At 27.1% G+C, this 26,205-nt stretch carries 26 protein-coding genes; 9 read left to right on the plus strand and 17 right to left on the minus strand.

All coding sequences use genetic code 11. The features are described from left to right. Positions 1-68: 68 nt before the first annotated feature. From CLPA_RS09645 to CLPA_RS09665, 5 genes are all read right to left on the minus strand, one after another. Complete coding sequence (locus CLPA_RS09645; RefSeq protein WP_003442362.1) at positions 69-1,460, minus strand: ABC transporter substrate-binding protein; 1,392 nt, start codon at positions 1,458-1,460, stop codon at positions 69-71. Positions 1,461-1,571: 111 nt separating this feature from the next. Beyond that, positions 1,572-3,416, minus strand: a complete 1,845-nt coding sequence (locus tag CLPA_RS09650; RefSeq protein ID WP_003442361.1) for an ABC transporter ATP-binding protein — start codon at positions 3,414-3,416, stop codon at positions 1,572-1,574. 80 nt (positions 3,417-3,496) lie between these two features. Then, complete coding sequence (locus tag CLPA_RS09655; RefSeq protein WP_143756567.1) at positions 3,497-3,691, minus strand: CA_C0660 family putative sactipeptide bacteriocin; 195 nt, start codon at positions 3,689-3,691, stop codon at positions 3,497-3,499. 90 nt (positions 3,692-3,781) lie between these two features. Further along, positions 3,782-5,143 carry a M16 family metallopeptidase gene (locus tag CLPA_RS09660; RefSeq protein WP_003442358.1) on the minus strand — a complete coding sequence of 454 codons (1,362 nt, stop codon included), beginning with the start codon at positions 5,141-5,143 and terminating at the stop codon, positions 3,782-3,784. 9 nt (positions 5,144-5,152) lie between these two features. Next, positions 5,153-6,718, minus strand: coding sequence for a radical SAM protein (locus tag CLPA_RS09665; RefSeq protein ID WP_034830048.1), 1,566 nt, complete (start codon positions 6,716-6,718; stop codon positions 5,153-5,155). Between the two features lie 317 nt (positions 6,719-7,035). Between CLPA_RS09665 and CLPA_RS20840 the strand changes: the two genes are divergently transcribed. Next, positions 7,036-7,179 (plus strand): cyclic lactone autoinducer peptide, encoded by a 144-nt coding sequence (locus CLPA_RS20840; protein ID WP_087946539.1) that lies wholly within the window; start codon positions 7,036-7,038, stop codon positions 7,177-7,179. A 1-nt stretch (position 7,180) separates the two neighbouring features. Here CLPA_RS20840 and CLPA_RS09670 read toward each other — a convergent pair whose 3' ends face one another. Continuing rightward, positions 7,181-7,795: a sensor histidine kinase gene (locus tag CLPA_RS09670; RefSeq protein ID WP_051035244.1), complete on the minus strand. Its 615-nt coding sequence runs from the start codon at positions 7,793-7,795 to the stop codon at positions 7,181-7,183. Between the two features lie 108 nt (positions 7,796-7,903). On the opposite strand from CLPA_RS09670, the gene CLPA_RS09675 reads away from it, so the two are divergent. Further along, positions 7,904-8,188, plus strand: a complete 285-nt coding sequence (locus CLPA_RS09675; RefSeq protein WP_003442353.1) for a transposase — start codon at positions 7,904-7,906, stop codon at positions 8,186-8,188. Between the two features lie 89 nt (positions 8,189-8,277). Here CLPA_RS09675 and CLPA_RS20450 read toward each other — a convergent pair whose 3' ends face one another. Both CLPA_RS20450 and CLPA_RS09685 read right to left on the minus strand, forming a co-directional pair. Further along, the gene (locus CLPA_RS20450) at positions 8,278-9,198 is read right to left on the minus strand and encodes an IS3 family transposase (protein ID WP_143756622.1); all 921 of its coding nucleotides are present in this window, start codon (positions 9,196-9,198) and stop codon (positions 8,278-8,280) included. Further along, positions 9,168-9,461 (minus strand): transposase, encoded by a 294-nt coding sequence (locus tag CLPA_RS09685; protein ID WP_003442347.1) that lies wholly within the window; start codon positions 9,459-9,461, stop codon positions 9,168-9,170. Before CLPA_RS09685 ends, CLPA_RS20450 begins: the two co-directional genes overlap by 31 nt. A gap of 34 nt (positions 9,462-9,495) precedes the next feature. On the opposite strand from CLPA_RS09685, the gene CLPA_RS09690 reads away from it, so the two are divergent. After that, positions 9,496-10,404 (plus strand): IS3 family transposase, encoded by a 909-nt coding sequence (locus CLPA_RS09690; RefSeq protein ID WP_051035243.1) that lies wholly within the window; start codon positions 9,496-9,498, stop codon positions 10,402-10,404. On the opposite strand, the gene CLPA_RS09695 is transcribed toward CLPA_RS09690, so the two are convergent. Continuing rightward, entirely contained in the window at positions 10,393-10,962 is a 570-nt protein-coding gene (locus CLPA_RS09695) for a hypothetical protein (protein WP_152414172.1), read from the minus strand. The genes CLPA_RS09690 and CLPA_RS09695 overlap by 12 nt on opposite strands. A 197-nt stretch (positions 10,963-11,159) precedes the next feature. After that, positions 11,160-11,897: a LytR/AlgR family response regulator transcription factor gene (locus tag CLPA_RS09700; protein ID WP_003442343.1), complete on the minus strand. Its 738-nt coding sequence runs from the start codon at positions 11,895-11,897 to the stop codon at positions 11,160-11,162. 223 nt (positions 11,898-12,120) lie between these two features. Between CLPA_RS09700 and CLPA_RS09705 the strand changes: the two genes are divergently transcribed. Together CLPA_RS09705 and CLPA_RS09710 are read left to right on the plus strand one after the other, a co-directional pair. Next, entirely contained in the window at positions 12,121-12,723 is a 603-nt protein-coding gene (locus CLPA_RS09705) for an accessory gene regulator B family protein (RefSeq protein WP_003442341.1), read from the plus strand. A gap of 391 nt (positions 12,724-13,114) precedes the next feature. After that, a complete protein-coding gene (locus tag CLPA_RS09710; RefSeq protein WP_003442338.1) occupies positions 13,115-13,588 on the plus strand; it encodes a transposase in 474 nt (157 codons plus the stop codon). On the opposite strand, the gene CLPA_RS09715 is transcribed toward CLPA_RS09710, so the two are convergent. The 4 genes from CLPA_RS09715 to CLPA_RS09730 all read right to left on the minus strand — a co-directional run bounded on the left by CLPA_RS09715 (position 13,578) and on the right by CLPA_RS09730 (position 16,874). Further along, entirely contained in the window at positions 13,578-14,861 is a 1,284-nt protein-coding gene (locus CLPA_RS09715) for a sensor histidine kinase (RefSeq protein WP_418219441.1), read from the minus strand. The genes CLPA_RS09710 and CLPA_RS09715 overlap by 11 nt on opposite strands. 146 nt (positions 14,862-15,007) lie before the next feature. Beyond that, positions 15,008-15,679 (minus strand): response regulator transcription factor, encoded by a 672-nt coding sequence (locus tag CLPA_RS09720; RefSeq protein WP_003442332.1) that lies wholly within the window; start codon positions 15,677-15,679, stop codon positions 15,008-15,010. A 291-nt stretch (positions 15,680-15,970) separates the two neighbouring features. After that, the gene (gene trxA / locus CLPA_RS09725) at positions 15,971-16,288 is read right to left on the minus strand and encodes a thioredoxin (protein WP_003442330.1); all 318 of its coding nucleotides are present in this window, start codon (positions 16,286-16,288) and stop codon (positions 15,971-15,973) included. Between the two features lie 64 nt (positions 16,289-16,352). Beyond that, positions 16,353-16,874, minus strand: coding sequence for a GNAT family N-acetyltransferase (locus CLPA_RS09730; protein ID WP_003442328.1), 522 nt, complete (start codon positions 16,872-16,874; stop codon positions 16,353-16,355). 426 nt (positions 16,875-17,300) lie between these two features. Here CLPA_RS09730 and CLPA_RS09735 point away from each other — a divergent pair, with 426 nt between their 5' ends. Together CLPA_RS09735 and CLPA_RS09740 are read left to right on the plus strand one after the other, a co-directional pair. Continuing rightward, complete coding sequence (locus tag CLPA_RS09735) at positions 17,301-18,032, plus strand: phosphatase (RefSeq protein ID WP_003442326.1); 732 nt, start codon at positions 17,301-17,303, stop codon at positions 18,030-18,032. Positions 18,033-18,126: 94 nt separating this feature from the next. Continuing rightward, positions 18,127-18,357, plus strand: a complete 231-nt coding sequence (locus tag CLPA_RS09740) for a DUF1292 domain-containing protein (protein ID WP_003442324.1) — start codon at positions 18,127-18,129, stop codon at positions 18,355-18,357. A gap of 132 nt (positions 18,358-18,489) precedes the next feature. On the opposite strand, the gene CLPA_RS09745 is transcribed toward CLPA_RS09740, so the two are convergent. Beyond that, positions 18,490-19,530, minus strand: coding sequence for a MarR family transcriptional regulator (locus CLPA_RS09745; protein WP_003442322.1), 1,041 nt, complete (start codon positions 19,528-19,530; stop codon positions 18,490-18,492). Between the two features lie 205 nt (positions 19,531-19,735). Here CLPA_RS09745 and CLPA_RS09750 point away from each other — a divergent pair, with 205 nt between their 5' ends. Further along, positions 19,736-21,433: a SulP family inorganic anion transporter gene (locus CLPA_RS09750; RefSeq protein WP_003442320.1), complete on the plus strand. Its 1,698-nt coding sequence runs from the start codon at positions 19,736-19,738 to the stop codon at positions 21,431-21,433. A gap of 79 nt (positions 21,434-21,512) precedes the next feature. On the opposite strand, the gene CLPA_RS09755 is transcribed toward CLPA_RS09750, so the two are convergent. After that, the gene (locus tag CLPA_RS09755; protein WP_003442317.1) at positions 21,513-22,058 is read right to left on the minus strand and encodes a 2'-5' RNA ligase family protein; all 546 of its coding nucleotides are present in this window, start codon (positions 22,056-22,058) and stop codon (positions 21,513-21,515) included. Between the two features lie 17 nt (positions 22,059-22,075). Further along, positions 22,076-24,241, minus strand: a complete 2,166-nt coding sequence (recQ, locus tag CLPA_RS09760; RefSeq protein ID WP_034830221.1) for a DNA helicase RecQ — start codon at positions 24,239-24,241, stop codon at positions 22,076-22,078. A 679-nt stretch (positions 24,242-24,920) separates the two neighbouring features. On the opposite strand from recQ, the gene CLPA_RS09765 reads away from it, so the two are divergent. Continuing rightward, on the plus strand, positions 24,921-26,024 hold the full coding sequence (locus CLPA_RS09765; protein WP_003442313.1) for a DEAD/DEAH box helicase: 1,104 nt from the start codon (positions 24,921-24,923) through the stop codon (positions 26,022-26,024). Positions 26,025-26,205 lie beyond the last annotated feature (181 nt).

The following is a 26,205-nucleotide window of genomic DNA, read 5'->3' on the forward strand; positions in this document are numbered from 1 at the left end:
TAATTAGCTATATAAGCCGTTGAACCAATTAATTTATTTTGTCAATGGCTGAATAGTTACAATATTTCTTACTCATTAATATATAATTTGACTTTGTTTTCTAAAGTTTTAATACAGGTTTCATAAGATGATTTATCTTCAAAATATGGAGTTAAAGATTCCATCATCATCCGTTCTATATCAGAATTAGTAATCTGTGCATTACCTACATTATCTACTATTTTATTGTAGTAGTTTTGAAAATTATTAGATAAAGGCTGTTGTGCTATTGTTATGTTTTTACTGTATTTATAGGTATGATTAACTTCAGCTTTCATATACTGATTTTCTAAATCTCTTGCAGCTTTTTTATTAACTGGTATGCTTGAAGGTAGATTGCGTGATCCTTGTATATCTTCAGATATAGCAATCTTTATGAAGTTATAGGCAGCTTGTTTATTTTTAGTATTTTTACTTATAGCCAATGAATAGCCTACAATAGCAGTAACATTATCGCCTCTTTTATAGTTTGGCATTGCATTAATAATTTGTTTCTCCCCAATAACTTGATTTACTAGAGATTCATATTGAAAAAAAATATCTTGAGTCCTATCAATTGGATCATTTGAGAACAGGGTATTTCCATTCTTTAAAGCTTCAAAACCATCAGTTCCAGAAGTACCCGTGATATCTGCTGGCTTTTTAGATGCATTATAGATTTTTTTATAGTTATCTATTATTTCTTTAAACTCTGGCTTATCAAAATATACTTTTTTATTGTCATAATCAATAAATTTTTCACCGCTGCTGGCTAAAAAATCCTCTATATTCATTGGCATAGCAAAGAGAAGTTTATTTTTATCTCCATTTGCTGAAGTAATATATCCATCCAGTGCCTTCATAAAATCTTTTTGAGAGTAGTTATCTTGTAAATTAACATTATTTTTTTTCAAAAGTTGTTCGGTAGTTATATATTGGTTAACATAGTAATCTAAAGGCATTATTACCTGATGACTATTATATAAACCTGCCTCTATAACTTTCATATTGTAGTCTTCCTTCTTGAAACTCGTATCTTTTTCAATAAAGGGTTTTAAATCAAGAAGCATATCTGATTTTTCTAATTTTCTGGTACTCATATTATCTAAATATAGTACATCTGGACCATCTCCTGCTAAAATATCTGCAAGCATTTTTTTTACATATCCATCACCATCATTAGGATTAAACATCACTTTTTGAATCTTTATATTAGGATTAAACATCACTTTTTGAATCTTTATATTAGGATATTTTTTTTCAAATTCATTAATAATTCCACCTAATCTTCTGTCATAAACATCATCTTTTCCAGTTATATAAATTTTCAAAGTGTTACTTTCTCTAGTATCTAATTGATTTTTACTAATAATAGGATAAAGACCAATAATTAATATGATTACTATCAAAGATACAAATAATACAATTCTCTTCTTCTTCATTAATCCACCTTCTTTTAATATTTTTATTTGTTTTATATATAATAACAAAATCAACATTAAGATAACGTTAAGATGATAATGAACAATGAAAGTAGTAAATACATTCATTGTTCAATTAGCCACATCTACAGAATTATCTAAATATCCTTCTGCTTGCATATTGTATAACTTTGAGTAGAGACCTTCTTTTAGCAATAAACTTTTATGTGTCCCTTTTTCAACAACTGTACCTTCATTCAATACTATTATTAAATCAGCCATCCTCACTGTAGAAAATCTATGAGATATTAATATACTAGTTCGATTACCTACTAATTCTTTGAAATTTTTAAACAATTCATATTCTGTTTCAGCATCAACAGAAGCTGTTGGTTCATCTAAAATTAAGATTGATGAATCACTCATAAATGCTCTGCTAATAGCCAGCTTTTGCCACTGTCCTAAGGATAATTCAACTCCATTTGACCATAATTTTTCTAATCTTGTATCAAATTTATTTTCTAATGATTGAATGAACTCGTAGGCATTTGCCTTTTTAGCTGAAAGCTCTATCCTATCCATATCATCAAGGTTTTCTATATCACCAAAGCCTATATTTTCCTTCACTGTAAATGGGTACTTCATAAAATCTTGAAATACCACGCTTATACATTTATATAGCGACTCTAATCTAAATTCATTAATATTTATTCCATCAATAAAAATTTCACCTTCTGTTGGTTCATATAACCTTGCCAAAAGTTTAATAACTGTTGTTTTTCCGCATCCATTTAGTCCAACAATGGCACAATTTTCATTTGCTTTTATTTTAAAACTAACATTTTTTAATGTATATTTATTTGCTCCTGAATACTTAAAGGATACATTTCTAAATTCAATACAATCCATTATGACATTCTTAAGCATTTTTACTTCTTCTTTATCTACAATTATTGGTTTCAAATCTAATACATAAAATAAATTTTCTATATAAAGATTGTACGAATATAATTGTGCCATGTTATTCAAAGTGATTTTAACGGAGTTATCTACATTGGTTACTGCTGTCATATACATATTCATCGATCCTATAGTTAACCCATTAGTAATAGTAGTAAAAATTATATAAATTTTATAGCAATATGCAATAACCAAACTTAAACAATCGGCAATACTCAAACGTCCAAACCTCTTCTTTTCCACGGATTTATCTTTATCAAGATTATTCTTATATACTAATAATATTAAGTTTTCAAAATACTTGCCTAATCTACTTAGTTTAATTTCCTTAACACTATTATAATGAAACATTAGCTTCTGAAGATTCTGTGCAAATCTAGTTTTTTCTATTCTCTTACTATAAATATTATATTGAAATTCTGATATTTTTATATTTAAAACAAACATAGGAATAGATGTCAGCACGCATAAAATAAGCATAACTGAACTTAGCTGAATTACGATTGCTATAGACCCCACCAATGTAGTAAAGCTTTTTATTACTTCCATTAATGCATTGCTAATTGCCATTGCAGAATAAGCTGATTGATTGTTTGCTTTTTCAATTTTATTGTAAAAATCGTTATTTTCAAAAAATGAAAGATCTAATTCATTTGATTTTTTCACTATAAGCTTAGATATATAATTATTTAAAATCTTCACTTGAATTGTGGAATAATATGCATTTACTCGCTGAATTAATTGGGAAAAAACAGCAACTGTCAATTCTATACCTAACCACAAAAATACCAAATTATAATATTTATGATTATTTGAATGAGCCAAGGCAGCTACAACACTGTCAATCAAATACTTAGAAATTACTAAGTTTAAGGGACTAATTACACCATTAATAATTGTAACTATCAGTGTAATTATGAAACTTGTTTTTGAACTATCCCATAATAATTTTATTGTTTTTAATATAAAAATAGTTATCTTTTTTGTTTCATTAATGGAGGTTTTAATCTTTACCATATTCTAAGCATTTCCTTTCAATATAGAAAAATAAAATTTCTCGCATAATAAAAATTATGCGAGATTTTTTTGTGTTACTCTTATATAGCAACAACAGCTACATTAAGGTTAGCATTTTCATTGTTGGTATTAAGCCAATAGCAGTTGCATCCACATAAGTAATCATTTCCTTGGTTAAATCCTGCATTCCAATTATTAGCGCAATAGCATGTACAACGATTTACCTCTGTTGCAAATGTAGTAACATTTCTTCCTACTGGATTTACTAATTTCATAATTTTTTCCTCCCCTATTTTTTTAAAATTTATAATAAACATTAATTTCCTCTTATGTACATTTCGGCACCTTTAGAGAAATTAAAGTTACTATTGATTTAATTTCAATATTCTCTCAAGTTCATCTTTACTTTCAAACAAATTTTTTTTAGAATTAAATGAAATTAACAAATTTTCATTTTTAAAAATATTTTCTATGAGAATATTGAAGTCTTTAAGTGAAAGTTCCTGAACAATAGAACAACACAAATTATATTCATAGTTAACAGAAATTAATGGTTCCTTATACAAATAATTTTTTATACATTCTTTTGTTATGGTTTTATTACTAATCACTTGATTCTGTCTATAATATTCTGTTAACTCGTATAAAAAACTTTGCTTATATTTTATAAATTGTTTTTCTGAGAGTCCATGAGATGCCAGTTCCTTTATAATATTAAAGACATATTCAGCTTTTTTTAAAATCCCTTCTTTAACCTTCAACTCCAGAACGCTAAAATTCAATTCACTCAACAATTGTTCTGATACAAAATCTAAGCTGATAAAATCTACCTCCTTGCTTCTCAATGCTTCTTTAATATATCCTTCAATTAATGTCAAACCAAAATAATCTGTTATTTTCGACTTTAGGTTATCATCCATTGAATTGTAATATATGACTGGTTTCAAGTAGTATAACTGCATCTCATCATACTTCAGACTATCAACAATATTCATTAAAACTTTATTTGAACTTTTATAATTATTAAAGAATGGTTTTACATAACTTAGATTACTTCTTTCAATAGTTGAAAAAACTTTCTCTAACAATTCTTTACATTTACATTTTTCAGTTGAGCCAACTATAAAAACAGCACTGTTTTCTGGCTTATACCATTTGTTATGAAACTTTTGTACATCTTCAAAACTTAAATTATGAATACAATCTAATTTTCCCAAAGGTAACTTATCTTTTAGATTTCTAATGCCAACTAGTTCGGGCAAAATAGCTTGTTGTAATCTAAATTTGGGTGATTTACTTTCAGCAGTTATTTCAAATATCAATTCTTCTTCTACTTGATTCATACTGCTTATCACAAGATTACGTCCCATTATTATATCTTTAAAAATGGATAAAGCATCCTTAAGTTGACTAGCTTTACAATTTAAATAATATACTGTTTGTTCGAAATTGGTATAACCTGATATTAATTTATTTTTCTTAAAGTCTTTATTATCTTGATTTTCGTGCACAAAATCACTATTGTAGATACACATATGCTCAATAAAATGTGCTATTCCTGATTGATTATCATTTTCCATTAGAGAACCAACTTTAACCAATAAAGATATTCTTATTACATCTGATTCAACATCATTTTCATATATATAATAACTAAAGCCATTTTTTAAAATTCCTGATTTGAGTTTGTCCATTTTATTATAATGTGAATTAATATTCTTTTTCATGATAATACTCTACTGTACTTTGATATCATTTAAGTATTCTAATTCCTTAGGGTTAATTTCCAAACATTTATGATAGAGTATTAGATATTTTTCCATGTTCTTTCTAGTGGCATTACAATAAAATCTTTTTTTTCTCATATCAAGCTTTTCATTTTTTAAGCACATAGCATAGCATACTTCACATAATCTGGATGCCCAACAGTTTTTACAATCATTTAAAGACTTATCAGCATACTCTTCCACTAATAATTCCTTAACTTTTTTTCTATCTACTCCATGATATACATTCCCTATTACTGGTGACCCATCAATTCTTTCACATATTTGAAAATCTCCATTTGTTGTAACATATATCTTTCTGCCACCAGGAACACAACATGCATTTAAATTGTTATCTTTAATATGCTTTACCAATATTGTACGTTGGTGAATTCTAATGAATATTGATTCGACAGCATCTCTTAAAAAGAACTCCTTGTCTTCTGAATTTTTCACTTTATTTAGATATGTTTCTGAAGACCAAATTCTTAGATAGTCCGGAAATCCTCCTTTTTCAGCAATCATTCTTTCAATCTCGCCATAATTGACATTGCTTGCAGTTGGATATGTTATATTTTTGCTTATTGTTTTAGGAAGCCAGTTCAAATTTTTGAAAAAACTGTCTATTTTTTTTATTTTCTCAAAAGAAAATGGTCTATTAAAAACCATACTGAGTGTTATTCTATCCGCTGCACTATCACCTAAAGCATCCACTATATACTTCAAACCCTTTATAGCTCTTTCGAAACTGCCTTTACCATTGATATCCTTTCTTGAACTATCATGAATTTCTTGTGGACCATCTATACTACAGGTTATATTAAACCCATCTACAGATGCCAAGTATTCAGCAATGTCCTTTGTCATTAATGTCAGATTACTTGTCAAAGAGAAAGAAAGTTCTTTATCTTTGATTGTATTCTTTGCATACTCTACACACTTTTTCAATAAATCAAATTTTATAAGTGCTTCTCCTCCATAGAAAGTTACAGCAATCCCTTTTTCTTTATCACCATGCAAATTAATATAATCAATTGCTCTTTTAGCAATATCTTCTGTCATATCATTTTCACCAAAACTTCTTCTCTCGGTATAGTCTTCAGAATAAATACAATATGAGCATCTCAAATTACACTTTTCTGTTAACTCTAATACAATTTGCCTTACACGATTATCTAACTCATCGTCTAATTCTTCATAATGACCTGGAGAAAAAAATTTGAATTCACTGCCTGCTTTTAGAATATCGTCTTCTTCTATAGCATTCTTAATATTTATTATTGCCTCAAAATATTCTTCTTCACTAACTTCATTCTTCAAGTTTACTATTTCATCTATTTTGCCAGTTATAATTTTTTCCAATATCCTATACTCAAATTCGCTGCAATTTAAAACTTTACTTGTCCCAGTATCATAAATATAACAAGATGAGTCTGTTTTAAAAAGTTTAGCTAAAGCTCTTGGCTGATTTGTATTCTCTTTTAAATAGTTTATGTATCCATCAATTTTATTAGCTGATTCTTGAAAGTTCAACATATCTTACCTCCTAAAAATAATAATATACAATTAAATTTTGCATTTATAAACATGCTTTAGAAATATTTGTAATTATTGTATAATTAGAGAATAACATGATTTTATTTCTCTTACAATGGATTTTCCTCAATGCATATCTTATTCATCCTAAAGGTGCATTTTTATCACAGAATGACTTTAGGAGATATTTTATATATTTATGGTATAAGTACTATAAATATTAAATCCTATATAATATAATTAGATAATAATAAATCAGTTTAGTTTAAAGCTAAACTGATTGAAATTTTTTATTAAGGAAAGGAATGTATATAATTATGAGAACGCTAAAAATAAAAAAATGCATAGCAATTGCACTATGTACAGTATCAATGATAATTGCGGAAACTTCATCTTCAATGTGTTTGTTTTTCTTAGCCAAAGAAACTAAAATGCCAAAATCTTTATACAAAGTAGATTAAGTTAATTTAAGTCTTTAATAACTAATTCTTGTTTAAATATATAATCTTTAACTTTAGTATGCAAAAATACATTTTTTGCATACTTTTCATTTATAATTTTTCTAACTGTATTTAAGCCTATTCCTCTACCGTAACCTTTAGTTGAAAAACCATCTTCATACATCTTATGTATAGGTGGAGTATTCTTACGGCAAATATTTCTAATTATAAAAGATGTATAATTCTCTTTCTTTATTATGGCTAGACGAATAACTTTTTTATCACATAAAACTGCTGCTTCTATTGCATTATCAAGAAGAATGCCAACAATTCTACATATATCTATTTCGTTAATGGATAATTCATGTATATCATCATAGACTTCTATATAAGTATTAATATTATTTGAATTTGCACTATAAATTTTAGATGAGATTAATCCCTTTAGAGAATTAATTTTTATATTCTTAAGTAAATATAAACTCCTATTCTTATTTATTATTTTTTCACTGTCAGGTTGGAGTTCATTTTTATAAAATGTTTTTAGACCTTTTATATCATTAGACTCTATATAGCTTTCTAATATATGGAGTACATTAGCATAGTCATGCTTAAATCTTCTTAAGTCATCTGACATAGTTTCAATCATGTCTGTATTGATGCTAGAATAAAAATAGTACAATAGAAATTGAGAAAGTTCCTTAAAAGTATTAAAATAAAGATAATAAATGGGAGGAACTTAATCATGGCAAAACAACACGATAAACAGTTTAAGGAAGATGCTGTGCAGTATTATTTAGGACATAAGGATCTTGGTGTAAAAGGCTGTGCAAAGAATCTTGGTATAGGCATCAGTACTCTTAGAAAATGGGTAAAAGAATCTCAAAGTGAAAATGGAATTCAAGTACGAGGTTCTGGTAATTATGCAAGCGATGATCAAAAAGAGATTGCGCAGTTAAGACGTAAACTTCGTGATACGGAGGATGCTCTAGATGTACTAAAAAAAGCCATAAGCATTCTGGGAAAGTGACGGAAACAATATATCTTGAGGTTGAAAATAAATGTGAATACCTCAACGGATTGACCCCTTTATTTTCAACAAAAGCTAACGAATGCTAACTATATTATAGATTTTCTTATAAACTCATTTGGACTTAAATAATTTAAGCTTCCATGAATTCTTTCTTCATTATAGAACTCTATATACTCATCAATAAGCATATACCCGTGAGTAAAGTTCCTAATCTCATTCCAACTAATGCACTCCTTAGAAAGTAAGGAATGAAAGGACTCTATATGTGCATTATAGTTAGGTGAGCTTGTTGGGATAAGCTCATGATATATATTATTTGTTTTGCAGAATTGTTCAAATTTTACAGATGTAAACTGGGGACCATTATCGCTTCTTAAAACTATATTTGAAGTAACATTATTCTCTATAAGTGCTCTTTTTACAGCTGTTTTTGCATCTTCTGTGGTAGCAGTTGGTGTAATTTCTCTACCAACTAATTTTCTAGAATAAACGTCAATAATATCAGTAAGCATTATAAACTGTCCATTTAAAGCTTTTACATACTTTATATCAATTTGCCATAATTTATTTATAGCTTTTACATCTCTTGCGATAGCAAGATGTCCTTGCTTAGTGTGTTTTACATATGGAAGAAGCAATCCTAGCTTTTTAGCTAATCTATATACTTTTTTGGCATTAAGTTGAAGTCCATGACTCCTACGGAGTATACAAGTTACTTTTTTATAGCCATAGAATGGATATTTTTCACATGCCTCATGTAAAAGAGTTTCAATAACAGAGTCATCAACAATGCAGTTGTTTATTCCATATGAAAAACCAGGTATTGGTCTACCGACATTTCTTATTGATGATTTTTTATCCACAACAAGTTTTTTCCTTGGGTAAAATGATGTTCTTGATATTTGTAATAGCCTACATGCTCTAGAGATCTTAAGTCCCTTTCCAGTATATTTTATTCCAAGAGTCTTTTTATCTTCTAACGTAGGTAATTCTTTTTTTTTAATAATTCTTGAAGCATATCAAGTTCTAGCTCTTTTTTGCCAATAAGCTCTTTAAGTTTACGGTTTTCTTCTTCTAGAGCTTTTTCTTTAGGCGTAGCCTTTTTATCCTTTGGCTCTGTTGCATTAATTACATTAAGTTGCTTCTTAAATGTAGATAATGTTGATGATGTAATTTCATATTTTTTGCATATTTGTGCATTAGTTAACCCTTTATTTAATTCTTCAACTATTTTAATTTTTTCCTCTAAAGTATACTTTCTTCTTCCCATAGTTCTAACCTCCACTGTGTATTTTTATACTACCATGCTCGTTAGATTTTGTCGAAGGTTATTATGGGGTCAGAGAGTCAAGGGGAAACGCCGCGTTTCTGTCAGCGGGATGCTTCGTGTATTAGGCGTTTCACGTTCAGGCTATAATTCATGGCTGCACCGACTTCCATCTAATCAACAAATAAGAAAGGAATCTGTAAAAAAAAGAATCAATGAGATATATAACAAATCACACCAAATTTATGGAGCTCCTAAAATAACTGAAAAAATACACAATGCTGGTATAAAAATATCAGAACGCACTGTTGGAAAATACATGAGAGAGATTGGAATAAAAGCCGAATATATAAAGCCTTATACTGTAACTACAAAAGATTCCGATTTCAGCAATAAGCTTGAAAATATTCTAAATGAGCAGTTTAACCCTTCTCAGCCCAATGCAGCTTGGTGCACAGATATTACGTATCTTTGGACCAATACAGGTTTTATATATCTTACAAGCATTATGGATCTATACTCAAGAAAAATTATAGCATGGAATCTTACAGAGACTTTAGATGTTTCCTGTGTTGTTGAAACAATCAATAAAGCCAAAAACTCAAGGCAAATGATTAACCCTGTAATTATCCACAGTGACCGTGGCAGCCAATATGTTTCTAGTGAATATAGAAAAGCTACTGCTAATATGCAAACAAGTTATTCTAAAAAAGCTTTTCCTTGGGATAATGCATGCATTGAGTCTTTTCATGCTCTTATTAAACGTGAGTGGATAAACCGCTTTAAAATTAAGAACTACGTGCATGCCTATGATCTTGTATTTGAGTATATTGAAGCATTTTATAATACCGTAAGAATTCACAGTCACTGTAACTATATGTCACCAGATGAATTCGAAAAAGCTTACAGAAAAAATAAAAAATCTACTATGTTACTAACAGGCTAATTTCAAAAAATAATTTAGAAATTTTCTCATTTTAATTTGTACTTTTTCTTGACATAGTACCATATATTCTTTAAGATGCTTTAATTCTTTATCCTTATATTCATGAAGTAATTTATTTTTAATTATTTTATTATTTAAATATAATAAAATAATAACAATAGTAAAGTTACTTACTGTATTAAAAGCATTTAAATTTACGACAAAATTGTCTAGGTTTTTAGCAAAATACTTGTATTCAAATATATTTACATTTACCGTGATTAAAACAAATCCCGCATAAAAAAATACAACTAATCTATTTCTTAAATTTCTTGAAATTTCATAGCTATGAATATTCACCTTGTTCAATATTTTTTTCAATAATTTACTTATAATGAAAGATATAAATGTTATAATTATTGCGATAACAAAGTATGCTAAAGATCGTTTTGATATGCTATTAAAATTTATATGGAAAAAAGTAATTGCAAGAAAAGCAGTAATAGCGTCACTAACTGCAAAAACAAGATCTGTTAAAATAACTATAAATATAGAATAAGATATTTTTCTGAAATTCATAAAACTAAAACAAGTCAAAATTACAGTTGATATTGGAAGTAATAAAATTTCTTTTCCTATTCCAACAATAATTAAATCTATTAAAGTATTTATTAATATATAAAAGATAGCAGCTTTTGTAATTTTATTAGAGGTAAAATTACAAAATATAATTAGAAAATTTACTGATAAAATAAGTAAGTATAAAAAATAATATATTATGTCATACATTTTTTTTGCATTCCCTTCATATAGCGTTTTGAAACATAGCATTTATCACCATTAATCATATATACAGTAAAATTATCCTTATCAATTGATTTTATATTCCTAGTATTGACTATATAGGATCTATGACATTTATAAAAATGTGGTGGTACTAATGTTTCTATTTGTTTTAATGAATAATAAAACTCTATATTCTCATCCAAGGTGTGTAATCTAATTCGATGATCTTTATCTGTTTCAAAAAAAAGAATCTCTTCAGGTTGTAAATTTACAATCTTATGTCCAATATCTATAGAAATATATTTTTTTTCAATATTTTTCAGTCTTTTGGAGTTATTATAAGCTGCCTTTAAACATTCAATAATCTTAGCCTTCAGATTTTCAGTATTATACTTAAGTATATAGTCCATAGCTTGTACTTTATATTCAAAAGTTAATAAAGTTAATTCTGCATGTGATGTAACGAATATAATGTATCCTTTAGGATCATATTTTCTAATTACAGTAGCAAGCTCTATTCCATTAATCTCACTATTTAATTCAATATCTAAGAAATAAATAAAGTTCGTATTTTTAGAATTTGATATATATTCAATTATTTGTTTAGGACTAAAAGTACTAAGAGTTATATTTAAATCCAAATTTGAGCTATTTATTTCTTCAATAATAATGTTTTCAATTTGTATTCTTTGAGCATTGTTGTCTTCACAAATTATAACATCCATCATATTATTGCCTCCCTTAATTTTCTAATATTACTATTAAAACCTTTATTATAAAAAATTATATCAATTTAAGTAATAATTTTCAATTAATGTACATAATTTTTACAAAATAATATATATTTTAATTAAATTATATTATTTACTATTAAATTATTATATTAGAAAACTATATTATGATATAATATTATGTATAAATTCATAATATATGTAAGGAGATGCTATTATAGTGGATATAGTTGACAAAATAAGCACAATATGTATAAAATTTGTATCTAAAAATCTAAAAAAGACTGAAGAGGAATTAGAAAAAATAAAATATGGAGTTGAGATAATCCTTGTAAATTTGATTAAATTAACTGTTTTATTTATAATTGCATCTATTTTAGGAATAACAACTTATACATTAATCGCTGTAATAAGTTTTGCTTCTATTAGGGTGTTTGCTTCTGGTGTACATGCTGAATCTAACTTAAATTGCACTACAACTAATATAATATTATTTTTAGGTAATGTATATTTAAGCATGAATATTCTCCTAGATAAAACAATGATTATAGTTAGTATTACTTTAAGTTTAATAATAGTTTTTCTATATGCTCCTTCTGACACTGAAGCTCGACCTCTTGTGAGTAAGAAATTGCGAAAAAAGCTTAAATTTTATTCTCTTCTGATAACTTTCTTGCTTGGCATTATAGCTTTAGCATATAAAAATACTATATTTGCAAATCTGATTATTTTTTCTGTATTAGAAGAATCATTATTAATTACACCTATAATTTACTACATTTTCAATAAAACATATAATAACTATGAAAATATAAATCTTTAATTGAATATATATACTATTACCTTTGCAGCTGTAACTGTGTCTCCATCTTTTTTAGCCCACACGTCTACAAACGAATCTTCTTTAATATCTGATGCTGTTAAGACTAAAGCCATCTAAAGATTTAGACTAAAGTTCTAATCACTCAATTGCCACGGCAAACGCATGAAATTTGTGATACCTTGATTTCAAAAGCTTGCAGGGTTTTAACAAATATATACAAAATCCCTATAGAGTTTGTTAAAGATTCCCGACTCAAGTCGGGGGTTTTAGACCTCATAAATGGTGCTCATAGCCACCGGCAGGCTGGGCGAAAAGTAGCCATAATATCTACAAAGAGTCTTGATAAAATGGTAGAATAGATATAGAAATTTTAGTATATGGAGGTCATACTATGAACTATATTTTAGGAAATGATAGGAGCCAAGTAAGAATTGAATGTATTGAAGATTATGTTGGTACAGATAGTGAAGTTAGAATAATTGATAAGATAATTGATTCTTTAAATATAGAATCTTTAGGCTTCAAAATCGGAAATAATTTTACTACAGGAAGACCTATGTATGACCCAATGGATATGCTTAAATTATTTGTTTACGGATATTTTAATGGAATAAGATCTTCACGTAAACTTGCAAAGCAAGCAAAAATAAATCGTGAAGTTATCTGGCTGATAAATGGAGTACAACCTAAATATAGGGCTATTTCAGACTTTAGAAAAGATAATATTGATGCTTTAACAAAGGTTTTTCAATCGTTTGTAGAATATTGCATTGCTCTTGGATTATATGAGAAAGAGCTTATTGCTGTAGATGGTACCAAAATCGAAGCGTCAGCTTCTAAGAGTAAATATAGTATCATTTTATAAACACCAAAGAAAATTTGGAATACTTTCCCTTTTTACTTTCAACTAAAACTTTACCTTTATGCAGGTCCATTACATGCTTTACATAGGCAAGGCCTATACCTGTACTTGTTCGCTTTTTAGTTCCATAGTAGGGGGTAAATATTTCATGTAATTTAGACTCATCAATACCAATACCATTATCGTAAACTTCTACAATAACTCTGGTATCATTATCATAAACTTCAATATTTATTTCATTATTATTTTTATTTTTATCTACAAATTTCATAGCATTATCAATAAGATTAACAATACATCTTTCTATCCATATTTCCTTTCCCTTAATTACTTCAACACCTTCTTCTGGCATATTAAATTTTATATTGTTGAAAATCACAGTATATTCATCAACTATCTTGGCGCAAACTAAAGCTAAATCTACTCTTTCTTCATTATTAGATAAGCTGGAAGTAGACATAGCTAAAATATCAGTAATAATTCCATTTAAACTATCTATATATTGTGTAATTTCCTTAGTATCTTCTCCAATTTCTATTTTAGCTCTTAAAACTGCTAAGGAATTTCTAAGCTCATGGGAAGCATAGGAATTTAATCTTTGCAGGTTTTCGTAAGATAATTTAACTTTACTCAAAGCGTCATTATAAGCTACTGTTAAATCATAGATTTCGTCTTTAGTTTTTGCGGGGGCAATAAGCTCTATGGTTTCAAAATTTTTCTGTTTTCTAACCTTTCCTGTAAATTCAATTAAAGGTTTTAATGCAAAGGAAGCATATTGTCTGCTCAAAACAAAATTTATCATTAAAATTATAGCTATTACTATTAAAATAACTATAATAATTCTTTTGTAAAGAATATTCATAAATATACTTTCAAAATTTCCCCAAGTGAGGTTTATAACATTTGTGGAATCTTCATTGTTATATAGATGAAAATCATCAGATAATATTTGATAGCGAACAACTTTATTATTGCCATCTCCAATAATAAGTATATTATTTTTATTATGATTATTTATAATATCTTTTATATTCATATTTTTAAAATTCAATTCTACACCTTTGGTTCCATAAGTTTTATTTATTAGATTTTCATCAAAATTATTTGGTAAATGTTCTGAATAAATGACATTATTATTTTTATCTAGAATTATAAGAAGGCAGTTTTTAAAATTTAGATTTTCTTCTATGTTATTGTTAATATTATTATCTTTTAAAGATATAGTAATCTGATCATTTGCATCATTAGCTTTTGCTACCTTATTTTCTTTTTTCATACTAGATACATAAGATTTGTCAGATATGATACTTGGTAGTATAGGTTGCCTATTAATATTTATTTTTAAAAAACAGTAAAATAAAATCAAACAAATAATGATCAAAGCAATAGTAAGCAAACTATATAATAATGCTATTCTATTTCTTATTTTAAGCATATTCTATATCCCTTTCCTCTCAATGTTTCAATTAAAGTTTCACCATTACTATTTTTTAATTTTCTCCTTAAGTTGGTAATATGTACTCTAATTACATTAGAAAATTCATTAGCCTCTGCTCCCCATACATGTTCAATTATTTTCTCCGATGACAAAATGCCTGGGTAATTATAACACAATAATTCTAAAATATCATATTCTCTTGCAGTTAATTCAATTTCTTCTTCATTTAACTCCACTGCTTTTTCCTTAGTATTTATCCATAATTCTCCTATTTTAATTATATTAGAAGGCTTATTATAATTACGCCTGATTAAAGCGTGTAACCTAGCTCTTAATTCTTTAAGGGCAAAGGGTTTTCCTAAATAATCATCTGCCCCGCTGTCCAGCCCAATTATTTTATCTTCTGTATCTGTCCTTGCTGTCAGCATTATTATTGGTGTTGTTATAAGTTTTTCTCTTGCAGTTTTACAAAGGGCTATCCCATCAATCTTAGGTAAATTTATATCTAAAATAATTGCATCATATTCATTTATTCCTATATAATATAACCCTTCTTCCCCATCATAAGCAGTATCACATATATAATTATATTTTTTTAAACTATCTTTTAATAGACCACATAATTCTCTATCATCTTCTACTATTAATAAATTCATATCCTTCACCTTCTTTAAATTTTAACCTGACTAACTTGGCATAAGTCTCCAACGCACTCTGTACAGCCCTCACACAAAATCAAAAAAAGATTTTGGTTTTCTGCTTTTCTTCGAATGGGAGTTGGACGCCAAGTAAGCCATGCATTTGCAGTTCTAAAATCCCCCTATAATATTTTATCAGATTTAATGTTAAGAAAACATTAAGCTGATTTTTTATGTATATAAAAATAACGTAACTATAAAGCTTTATAATTACGTTGACTTTTTTGCCTATTGATATTATTGAAATTTTTATAAAAGATTCTGTAATTTTGACCTCAAAACATATTTAGGCTGAAAACCTACTATTTTATCAATAGCTTTGCCATCTCTAAAAAGTATCATAATCGGTACTCCAGATACCTCATATTTTTGTGCTATTTCTGGGCTTTTGTTTACATCTAATTTTAATATTTTCGCTTTTCCTTTCAGGTAAACAGATATTTCATCTAATATAGGATCTAATGTTTTACATGAAGCACACCATGTAGCAAAGAAATCTACAATTACTATTCCCGATTTATTTAAAACTTCATCTTGAAATTCAAAAGTATTTATAATTCTAGCCACAATTATCCCTCCAATGTATAATTTATTTTTTATATCAAGATATTAATATCTATTTTTATTTCGATTAAAACTCTAAAATCATATCATACCATTCAGCTCCACCATGCACCGATTTAGATAAACCTTTATTTATATATCCAAATTTTTCGTAATAATGGATTAGTTTATCCTTACAAGTTAAAATAACACCTTTACGACCTGATTCTTTGGATACTTTTATCATATAATTCATCAGTTTTGCTGCAATCCCTTGATTTCTATACTCCGGCACTACATCAAGTCCAAAAATAGTTTGGTAATCTCCATCAGGAATATGTAGTGAGGAGTCTTTGTATAATTCATCATGAATAGTAGTTTTATTAGTAACGCAGCCATTAATAAATCCAATAATTTCACCTTTTATTTCTGCTACAAAAAAAACTTCTGAAAATGTATTAATACGTTGTTTTAAAGATTCCTTTGAAGCTGCTTCTGCCTTGGAGAAACATACTTCTTCTACTTTTGCTACAAAATCCAGATCATTTATTTTAACTTGTCTGATTGTAACCTTCTCCATATTTCCTATTTTACATTTTCTAACTTCCATAATTTGTTTTTTAATATTTAGTAAGAGAATTTATTTCTCATACTTTTTTACTAAATATACATTTTCCTTTCATATAATAATATTTATAATTTTATCGTATTACTAACATTTATAATACTATCATCACACTTTGTAAAATTCTAGCACTTGCCTCTATAGTTTTTAGTTTTCATCCGTTTAACAATATTATAGCAATTACTAAACAATTTGACCATAAAAGACAACAAAGCTGCAGAAATATTTTATAACTATAGAAATAATTATATTTGTTATAAATAAATATTTTGTATGCAATAAATACATTTAACCTTAAATTCATGCAAATAGATAATTTTTAAGTTATAATTTAAAATGGGGATTTAAAATTAAATAACTTTTTTAGTATTTAACTTTAAACATATTTTAATTGAAAGGAATGAATAATTAATGAAATATCCTATAGATATACACACACATACAGTAGCTAGTGGTCATGCTTATACTACTCTATTAGAAAATGCAAAATATGCTAGTGAAATTGGCCTTAAAATTTTAGGTACTACAGATCATGCTCCAAGTATGCCTGATGCACCTCATGAGTGGTATTTTGGAAATTTTAAAGCTCTTCCAAGAGAAATTTATGGAGTTACTATGCTGTATGGCTGTGAAGCTAATATTGTTGATTATGATGGAAATATAGATTTGCCACTGCAAAGACAAGAGCAAATTGATATTATGATAGCTAGTATACATGATCCTGTAATGAAACCTGTTGATGATCCAGACTTAAATACTAAAGCTTTTTTAAATGCTATGAATAATCCTAACGTACACATTATAGGTCACTCTGGTAATCCAGCTTTTCCAATTCATGCAGAAGAACTTGTTAAAAAAGCTAAAGAAAAAAATGTACTTATTGAGATAAATAATAGTTCTTTTATTAGATCAAGAATAGGAAGTGAAAAAACCTGTTCAAAAATTGCCCGTCTATGTAAAGAAAATAATGTAAAAATAATATTGAATAGTGATGCACATTCCTGTTTTAGTATTGGAAATTTTGATGCAGCATTAAAAATATTAAAGGATATTGATATGCCAGAGGAACTTATTATAAATAGAAGCCCTAGTGAGTTACTAAGTTTCTTAAAGAAAAAAGGGAAATCTATTGAGAATAGATAAACTTTAATTCTTTTAAAATATTTTTAATTATTTAAATTTAGTATAAAACTTTCTTTTATAGACAATATATAAATAAGAGAAAGGTGGTATTTATATGGAAACCAATAGATTAATTTCTGTAATAAATCAAAAAGGTGAAAAAGTAGATTTAGAATTTATTGATTCTATTAAAGTAGATGGGAATGAATATGTTATAGCTGGGCCTAAAGATTCAAATGAAGCCTATGCTTATAAATCAATGATAAAAAATGGAGAAACAGTATATCTGTCCATAGGTGAAGGAGAAGAATTTAGAAAAGTATTACAAAAATACAATCAGCATTAGAAATATAATATTATAATAGGATACAGTTGCATTCCTATATAATAATTAAACTTGGTGTGAGTGTAGCGGCCTCACACCAAGTTTAATTATTAATTATCTAGAAGATACACAAAAATATTTATTATTTTTATATTATAAATTCTTGTGAACACAAGCAATATTGGGGTAAAGTCTCTTTTCTATCACTGAAAAAGTCTCATCAATATATTCTTTAACAAAATCATTTTTTAAAACTAAGTTTAAATTTAACATAAATTTATTCAATTTAAACAATTGATTTTCCGATAAAAATTCTAAATTTTTATATATTAAAAAACTCTTTTGATTTATATTAAATTCTTTAATAAGTAATCCTTCTCCTTTTTCTGAAATATATAAAAAAAGTGAATTTTTTAATTTAGATTTTTCTTTATATATTAAATTCTTTTCATAAAGTTTTTTTACTATAACATTAACTGTAGATGGAGCTAGATAAATAATTTTACTCAATCTAGCTGAAGTAATGCCGGGAAATGCATCAATAATCCATAGAGCCCTAAGCTGAGGATAAGTAAGTTTAAAATCAGAAAGTAAATTTCGATGATTATTTACTAAAGTCAGTATAAAAATTCTTAATAGATTATAAAATAAAATTAGCTTTTCAATAATAAGTTTTTCTCTACAGTTAAAATTACTAAAATCAACTTTTAGTTCTAATTTATTTAGTTTTTCTATATATTCAAATAAAAAAGTATTAGTTGAATTGATAGTTATTAGTTTTAATATTTCTATAGCAAAATTCAAATCATCTTCATTAACATAATAAATTAATTGAAGTAATGCAGTGTCATCCTGTTTTTTCATTTTGTTCACTCTAATTAATTTATGCCCTGCTTCAGTGATATTTAAAGTATATAATTTTTTATTTTCAGTTTTTTCACGTAAAACTAATCCTTTTTTCATTAAAAGTTTTAATATTTTTGTTACTGTAGGTGGAGACCAACATCCTATTTTTGCTATCTCTTTAAGGGATATTCCTTTAAATATATTGATAATCCATAATACTCTCAGCTGAGGTAATGTTATATCTGTTTTACTTACAAAATTATTATAATTCCATTCTATATTTAAAAATAAATATCTTGATAGATTATAAAACCTATGAATATCAAATAGTTTATTTTTTAATTTCATATTATATCCTTTCATAATAAAATAAGAAATTGATACATTATAAAGCAAACAAATTAATTTTAACATAGATTAAAATATTAAAGCAAACATTAATTTATAAAAAAATGTTGTTAATTTATATGAAATAAGATATCATTATTCATGTAACTTATTTCAACATTCGAATACTAACTAATTATAAAAATTTTATGTAAGGAGTGATAATGTGCTAATTCCAAAATCAATTACATGCATAAAAAGCTATACTAAAGAACAATTTATAAAGGATTTTATATCGGGTATCATAGTTGCCATTATTGCACTTCCCCTATCCATAGCTCTAGCAATTGCTTCTGGTGTCTCGCCAGAAAAAGGTCTCTATACTGCCATTATTGGAGGATTTATTGTATCATTGCTTGGGGGAAGTAAAGTCCAAATCGGTGGTCCTACTGCGGCTTTTGTTGTTATTGTATATGGAATAATAGAAAAATTTGGCATAGAAGGATTGTTTATAGCAACTATAATGGCAGGAATTTTTCTTATTATAATGGGTCTATTAAAATTTGGCAGTTTAATAAAATACATACCTTCTTCCATAACAACTGGATTTACAAATGGTATAGCAGTAGTTCTTTTATCCACAGAAATAAAAGATTTTTTTGGATTACATATGAAAAATGTACCGTCTCATTTTATAGAAAAACTAATGGCATATTTTAATAACTTTCATACCATTAATCTTCAAAGCTTATTAATATCTCTTTTAACTATTGCAATAATTATATTATGGCCAAAGTTGAATAAAAGAATCCCTGGGGCCTTTATAGCCATAATAACAGTAACTTTAGTTGCAGCATTTTTTAAATTAAATGTTACAACCATAGGAAGTCAGTTTGGAAATCTTTCTTCATCTCTTCCACGGCCTAATTTCCCAAATATCAATTTTGCTATGATAAATGAATTAATGCTTCCAGCTTTGACAATTGCAATTCTTGGTTCTGTTGAATCACTATTATCAGCAGTAGTATCAGATAGAATAATTAGCGGGAATCACCGTTCTAACATGGAACTAATAGCCCAAGGTTTTGCTAATGTTTTTTCAGCAGTTTTTGGAGGTATACCAGTTACGGGAGCTATTGCCAGAACAGCAGCAAATATTAAGAATGGTGGAAGAACTCCAGTAGCAGGAATAGTTCATGCAATTACACTTTTAATTATTATGTTGTTATTTATTCCCTATGTTAAATTGATTCCTATGGCATCCTTAGCTGCAGTGCTTGTAGTGATTGCATATAACATGGGAGATTGGAAAGCTTTTAAACTAGTATTTAAATCACCTAAAAGTGATTTCCTGCTTTTTATAGTTACATTTTTATTGACTGTTTTTTTAGATCTGGTGGTAGCTATAGGAATAGGTGTAGTTCTTTCTTCCTTCTTATTTATGAGGAAAATGGGAGAACTTACAGAAATCAAATACCTATTAGATGATGATAAAAACAAAGATGTCAGTGAATTTATAGAAAATGTAAAATTGTCTGATCATATTTCTATTTATGAAATAAGTGGTGCCTTTTTCTTTGGAGCTGCAAATAAATTTATTACTGTCATAAGAGAAATGGGTATACCTCCCAAAGTATTAATAATAAAAATGAGTAAGGTTCCATTTATGGATTCTACAGCTTATCACTCTTTTGAAATGTTAAATGATATATGCAAAAGACATAATACAAAATTAATTATACTAAAAATTCAAATTCAGCCATTTGCAATGCTTAAAAAATATGGTTTTGTAGATATGATTGGCGAAAAAAATTTTTGCAGTTCAGTAGATGAAGCCATTGAAATAAGCAATAATGTATTAAATAATCAAGATTATAATATAAATAATATACAAATATACAACAATACTGCTGCCGAAAGTTAAAAAATTTTAAAAGTAGAGAAATATACCTGAAAAAAATTACTGGCATAAATATTATGTCCAGTAATTTTTTATATTTGTTTTAATAAATTGTCTCATTATTGTCTTTAAGCAAAAATTTTTTATATAGTCTCCATGTATTTTCTTCCCATATGTAAATGGATATATTATCAAAATATATATGGAAATTACATTGGAATTCATTTATATATTCCCATATTTCATTAAATTTATTTTTTATTTTCTTTGAAACTATAGTGGTATGAAAAATTCTTTGAGAATCTTCATTTTTCTTCCACTGAAGCCAGCTTAAAGTTTTAAGGAGTTTATAAAATTCATTATATACTCCATTTGCTTCTTTTGAAAATATTGTTTTCATAAATACAACATCATTTCTAAAATGATCATATCCATGAACGGATATTGGTGCTTTATTATTAGTTTTTACAAGAGATTCAAGCATGTTTATTAACTCATCTATATTTTCACTTTCAAAAGGAGCTTTCAAAGTAATATGGCCAGGTAACTTAGTCCTTTTTAAATTAAATTTACTGCAGACTTCTGTTGTCAATTTATCATGAAATTTTAAAGCTTTCCCATTTAATGCATTTACTATAACATATCTCAATTGATTTTACTATCCTTTCATTGTAAATTGTTTCTATTTGTTAAATAATTTTTTAATATTACAGCTTTTATAGCATCATAACTTATTTCATCAGATACTTCAGCTTTTATTGGTGCAAGTCTTTCTACTCCTAATTTGTCAACAGCTGAAATAATGCTTTTTTCCTGTTCTTCTGTAAAAATACCATCAAAATTAATGTTAAGTTTTTCTGCATTGCCCTCTCTAAAATATTTATCTATATGTGTAAGTATAGTACCTATAGTAAGATTTCTTTGGCTGGCAATATCCTTTATACTATTACCAGATTTTATCATATCAATAGTTATTTCATGAGTTTTTTCTTTTTTATTTACTGCTTTAGTTGCATGGGATATCTTGTTTTCTATTTTTTCAGTCCAATTTACTTCAATATTATTTTTGTTTACATATTCATTTATTATATTTAAAAAAGTTTCTCCATATTTTTCATATTTAACCTGGCCCACTCCCGATATATCAAGTATATGGTCTTTATCTAGAGGATATCTTAAACTCATTTCCTTTAACGTATTATCAGAGAAAATATAGTAGGGAGGAATACCCTCTTTTACAGCTATTTCTTTACGTAGATTTCTCAAGATTTCAAATAGTTCATTATCTTCAGATATTTTTTTAGCCTCAATGGATTCCTTAAAAACTACTTTTTCATGACCTTTTAAAACATCCATAGATTTATTACTAAGTACAACTGTAGGATATTCTCCTTCTTTTAAGTTTATAAACCCATGAGATATAAGAGTATTTATGAATTCTGCTAAATTCTTTTTAGAATAATTTTTCATTAATCCATAGGTTGACAGTTCATTAAATCTATACTGTAATATTTTCTTTTGAGAAGAACCCCTTAGTACATCTACAATTGTATTTACTCCGAAATCTCTTCTCATTCTATATATACAGGATAGCACCTTTTGTGCTTCCAAAGTTTTATCTACCATTTCTCCCTCCGTTAAACAACTGCTGCAATTATTGCAATTGTCATAGGGAGTTTCTTCTCCAAAATAATTTAATATATATTTTCTAAGGCATCCATTGTGATGTACAAAATCAATCATATTCTGAAGCTTTTTATAATCATTTATTCTTCTCTCAGGATTCTGAGTTCCCAATTCAATTAAATATTTTTGCGTCATAATGTCCTGAGGTGAAAATAATAAAATACATTCACTTTTTTCGCCGTCACGACCTGCTCTTCCTATCTCCTGATAATAGCTTTCAATATTTTTAGGCATATTATAATGGATTACAAAACGTACATTTGATTTATCAATTCCCATACCAAAGGCATTAGTAGCTACCATAACTCCTACTCTATCATATACAAAATCTTCTTGATTTTGTTTTCTTTCAGCATCTGATAAACCTGCATGATATTTTGAAACAGACACACTACTTTCAACAAGATTTTCATAAATATTATCTACTTCTTTTCTAGTAGATGCATATATTATTCCAGATTGATCTTTATTTTTATTTACATAATCTAATACATACTTTAATCTTCCTGGTATTTTTAATACATTTATTTTTAAATTTTCTCTATCAAATCCCGATATAAAAACTTCTGGATTATTGAGTTCTATAAGTTTTATTATATCATTTTGTACTTCCCTTGTAGCCGTAGCAGTAAAAGCAGTTACTACAGGAGGTTTTGAAAGACTTTTTATAAATTTACTTATGTATCTGTAACTTGTTCTAAAATCATGTCCCCACTGGGATACACAGTGAGCTTCATCTACAGCTATTTGAGATATATTTAATGTTCTTATAAGATTACAGAAATCTATTGATTCTAATCTTTCTGGTGCTAAATAGAGTATTTTTATTTCATTATTATTTAATTTTTCAATAATTGAATGAGTTTCTTTAACAGTTAAAGAGCTATTTATATATTCAGCATTTATACCCAAATCTTTTATATTGTCTACTTGATCCTTCATAAGAGATATTAATGGAGAAATCACAATAGTAATACCATTAAACAATAATGCTGGTATCTGATAACAGATAGATTTACCTCCTCCTGTAGGCATAATAGCTAAAGTATCTTTTTTGCATAATATACTATCAATTATATCACTTTGTGATTTTCTGAATTCTTTGTATCCATAATATTTTTGTAATGTATTTAATGCTTCATTTATCAATTTTGGCACCTCGTTTAAAACTATAATATATATTTATTATTATACATTATAAACAAGTTTTCAAATAAATATTTAAAATCTTTAAGTATAAATAGATTTATTAATATAAATTTTCAGTAGTAACTTAGGCACATTCAAATAAATAACTAGTCAGTATGCTAGTGTATTTTGAATCCTACTGCGTTAACAGAACCCTTAAATAACTCACTATTTGCGGAACCTGTTTCCTTGTTGGATTTAAAATATCCGTCGCATCTTTGACTTATTATTTATTTTCATATGCCTAATCATAAAATTTTTAACCACATAGAAATAATAGTTTTTTTAGATGAAATATTTACAGATTCAAATAATGGGGTTGTTTAAATTACTATTTTTAGATATGTGCTTAATTAATTTTTTATAATTTAAGAATTTTATTATAAAGTTTGGATTTAATCTAGTTTACATTTGATTTAATTTACATAATATTTATTACGTAAATACCATATTCTACAGATGTCAGCTGATGAAAATGCATTTTATTTATATTAGTAATAATCTCAACAATGTGATATTATTAGATGATTTATAAAAATATGAATAAGGTATATGGAAATAAATACATTATGCAGAATAGACTAGCATGCTGATTGATTATTTTCTAAATATACCTGAGAATGGACGGTATATGAAAATGAATTTTAAAGAATTGGGAATTAGTGAGGATATAATAAATACATTAAAGAAAACAGGCATTACTGAACCAACAGTGATTCAAAAAGAAAGTATTAGATTTATTAAAAATGGAAGAGACATTATAGCAGAAGCACAAACAGGTACTGGAAAAACTCTTGCTTTCTTACTGCCTATTTTTGAGAATATATCAGTTAATTCTTCAGCAATTCAGGCCTTGATTGTAACCCCCACAAGAGAGCTTGCAATTCAAATAACTGAAGAAGCTATGAAACTTAAAGAAGCTAAAGATATCAATATTTTGGCAGCCTATGGTGGTAAAGATATAGGATCTCAAATGAAAAAATTAAAGGGAAGTATCCATTTAATTATAGCGACCCCAGGCAGACTTTTAGATCATCTTGCCAGAAAAACAATAAACCTCATGAATTTAAAGACTTTAGTACTAGATGAAGCCGATCAAATACTACTTATGGGTTTTAAAAATGATATTGAAAATATTATAAAGGAAACTTCTAAAAAACGTCAAACATTATGTTTTTCTGCAACTATGAATGCTGAAGTTAAAAAACTAGCCTATAGATATATGAAGGATCCCTTAATAGTTACTGCTAAAAAAGAGAAAATTACACTGGATAATATTAAACAATATGTGGTAGAAACTACAGACAGACAAAAACAAGATGCTTTATGTAGTGTTTTAGATGAAGATAAACCCTTTATGGCTATAATATTTTGCAGAACTAAGAGAAGAGTTGACGATCTTGAAGTAGACTTGTATAGACGTGGATATGATTGTGTAAAACTTCATAGTGATATAATTCAGTCAAAACGTGAAAGAATAATGAAATCTTTTAGAAATGGAGACATTCAATACTTAATAGCCACAGATGTTGCAGCTAGGGGATTAGATATAAGTGGAGTTAGTCATATATATAATTATGATATTCCAGAAAGTGCAGAGTCTTATATTCACCGTATTGGTAGAACCGGAAGAGCTGGTGAATACGGCTATACCTGCATGTTTATAGATCCTAAAAATAAACGAGAATTAGAGGAAATAGAAAAAGCTATAAAATTTAAGATACAGAGAAGGTATATTTAAAAAATCTCAACTAATTCTATCCTGATATTCTTCTATATAAAGCTCCTCAAAAAACATACTCTGATCTATTAAATAGTTTAGAGTATGTTTTTTATAAAGCTATATTAAAATCAACTAATGTAATTACATATTTTCACAAAATCAAACTAGATTATACTGTGTTTAATAGATATTTATCATT

Source organism: Clostridium pasteurianum DSM 525 = ATCC 6013 (assembly GCF_000807255.1).
Lineage (GTDB): Bacteria > Bacillota > Clostridia > Clostridiales > Clostridiaceae > Clostridium_I > Clostridium_I pasteurianum.

Bases quoted from the DNA above. Each gene is read 5' to 3' on its own strand.
- CLPA_RS09645 (WP_003442362.1), bottom strand. From the start codon at position 1,460: ATGAAGAAGAAGAGAATTGTATTATTTGTATCTTTGATAGTAATCATA.
- CLPA_RS09690 (WP_051035243.1), top strand. From the start codon at position 9,496: ATGCTCGTTAGATTTTGTCGAAGGTTATTATGGGGTCAGAGAGTCAAG.
- CLPA_RS09665 (WP_034830048.1), bottom strand. From the start codon at position 6,718: ATGTTGAACTTTCAAGAATCAGCTAATAAAATTGATGGATACATAAAC.
- CLPA_RS09670 (WP_051035244.1), bottom strand. From the start codon at position 7,795: ATGTCAGATGACTTAAGAAGATTTAAGCATGACTATGCTAATGTACTC.
- CLPA_RS09720 (WP_003442332.1), bottom strand. From the start codon at position 15,679: ATGAATTTATTAATAGTAGAAGATGATAGAGAATTATGTGGTCTATTA.
- CLPA_RS09745 (WP_003442322.1), bottom strand. From the start codon at position 19,530: ATGAAATTAAAAAATAAACTATTTGATATTCATAGGTTTTATAATCTA.
- CLPA_RS09650 (WP_003442361.1), bottom strand. From the start codon at position 3,416: ATGGTAAAGATTAAAACCTCCATTAATGAAACAAAAAAGATAACTATT.
- CLPA_RS09660 (WP_003442358.1), bottom strand. From the start codon at position 5,143: ATGAAAAAGAATATTAATTCACATTATAATAAAATGGACAAACTCAAA.
- CLPA_RS09675 (WP_003442353.1), top strand. From the start codon at position 7,904: ATGGCAAAACAACACGATAAACAGTTTAAGGAAGATGCTGTGCAGTAT.
- CLPA_RS09715 (WP_418219441.1), bottom strand. From the start codon at position 14,861: ATGAAAAAAGAAAATAAGGTAGCAAAAGCTAATGATGCAAATGATCAG.
- CLPA_RS09700 (WP_003442343.1), bottom strand. From the start codon at position 11,897: ATGATGGATGTTATAATTTGTGAAGACAACAATGCTCAAAGAATACAA.
- CLPA_RS09730 (WP_003442328.1), bottom strand. From the start codon at position 16,874: ATGGAAGTTAGAAAATGTAAAATAGGAAATATGGAGAAGGTTACAATC.
- CLPA_RS20840 (WP_087946539.1), top strand. From the start codon at position 7,036: ATGAGAACGCTAAAAATAAAAAAATGCATAGCAATTGCACTATGTACA.
- CLPA_RS09655 (WP_143756567.1), bottom strand. From the start codon at position 3,691: ATGAAATTAGTAAATCCAGTAGGAAGAAATGTTACTACATTTGCAACA.
- CLPA_RS09710 (WP_003442338.1), top strand. From the start codon at position 13,115: ATGAACTATATTTTAGGAAATGATAGGAGCCAAGTAAGAATTGAATGT.
- CLPA_RS09735 (WP_003442326.1), top strand. From the start codon at position 17,301: ATGAAATATCCTATAGATATACACACACATACAGTAGCTAGTGGTCAT.
- CLPA_RS09740 (WP_003442324.1), top strand. From the start codon at position 18,127: ATGGAAACCAATAGATTAATTTCTGTAATAAATCAAAAAGGTGAAAAA.
- CLPA_RS09695 (WP_152414172.1), bottom strand. From the start codon at position 10,962: ATGAATTTCAGAAAAATATCTTATTCTATATTTATAGTTATTTTAACA.
- CLPA_RS09765 (WP_003442313.1), top strand. From the start codon at position 24,921: ATGAATTTTAAAGAATTGGGAATTAGTGAGGATATAATAAATACATTA.
- CLPA_RS09685 (WP_003442347.1), bottom strand. From the start codon at position 9,461: ATGGGAAGAAGAAAGTATACTTTAGAGGAAAAAATTAAAATAGTTGAA.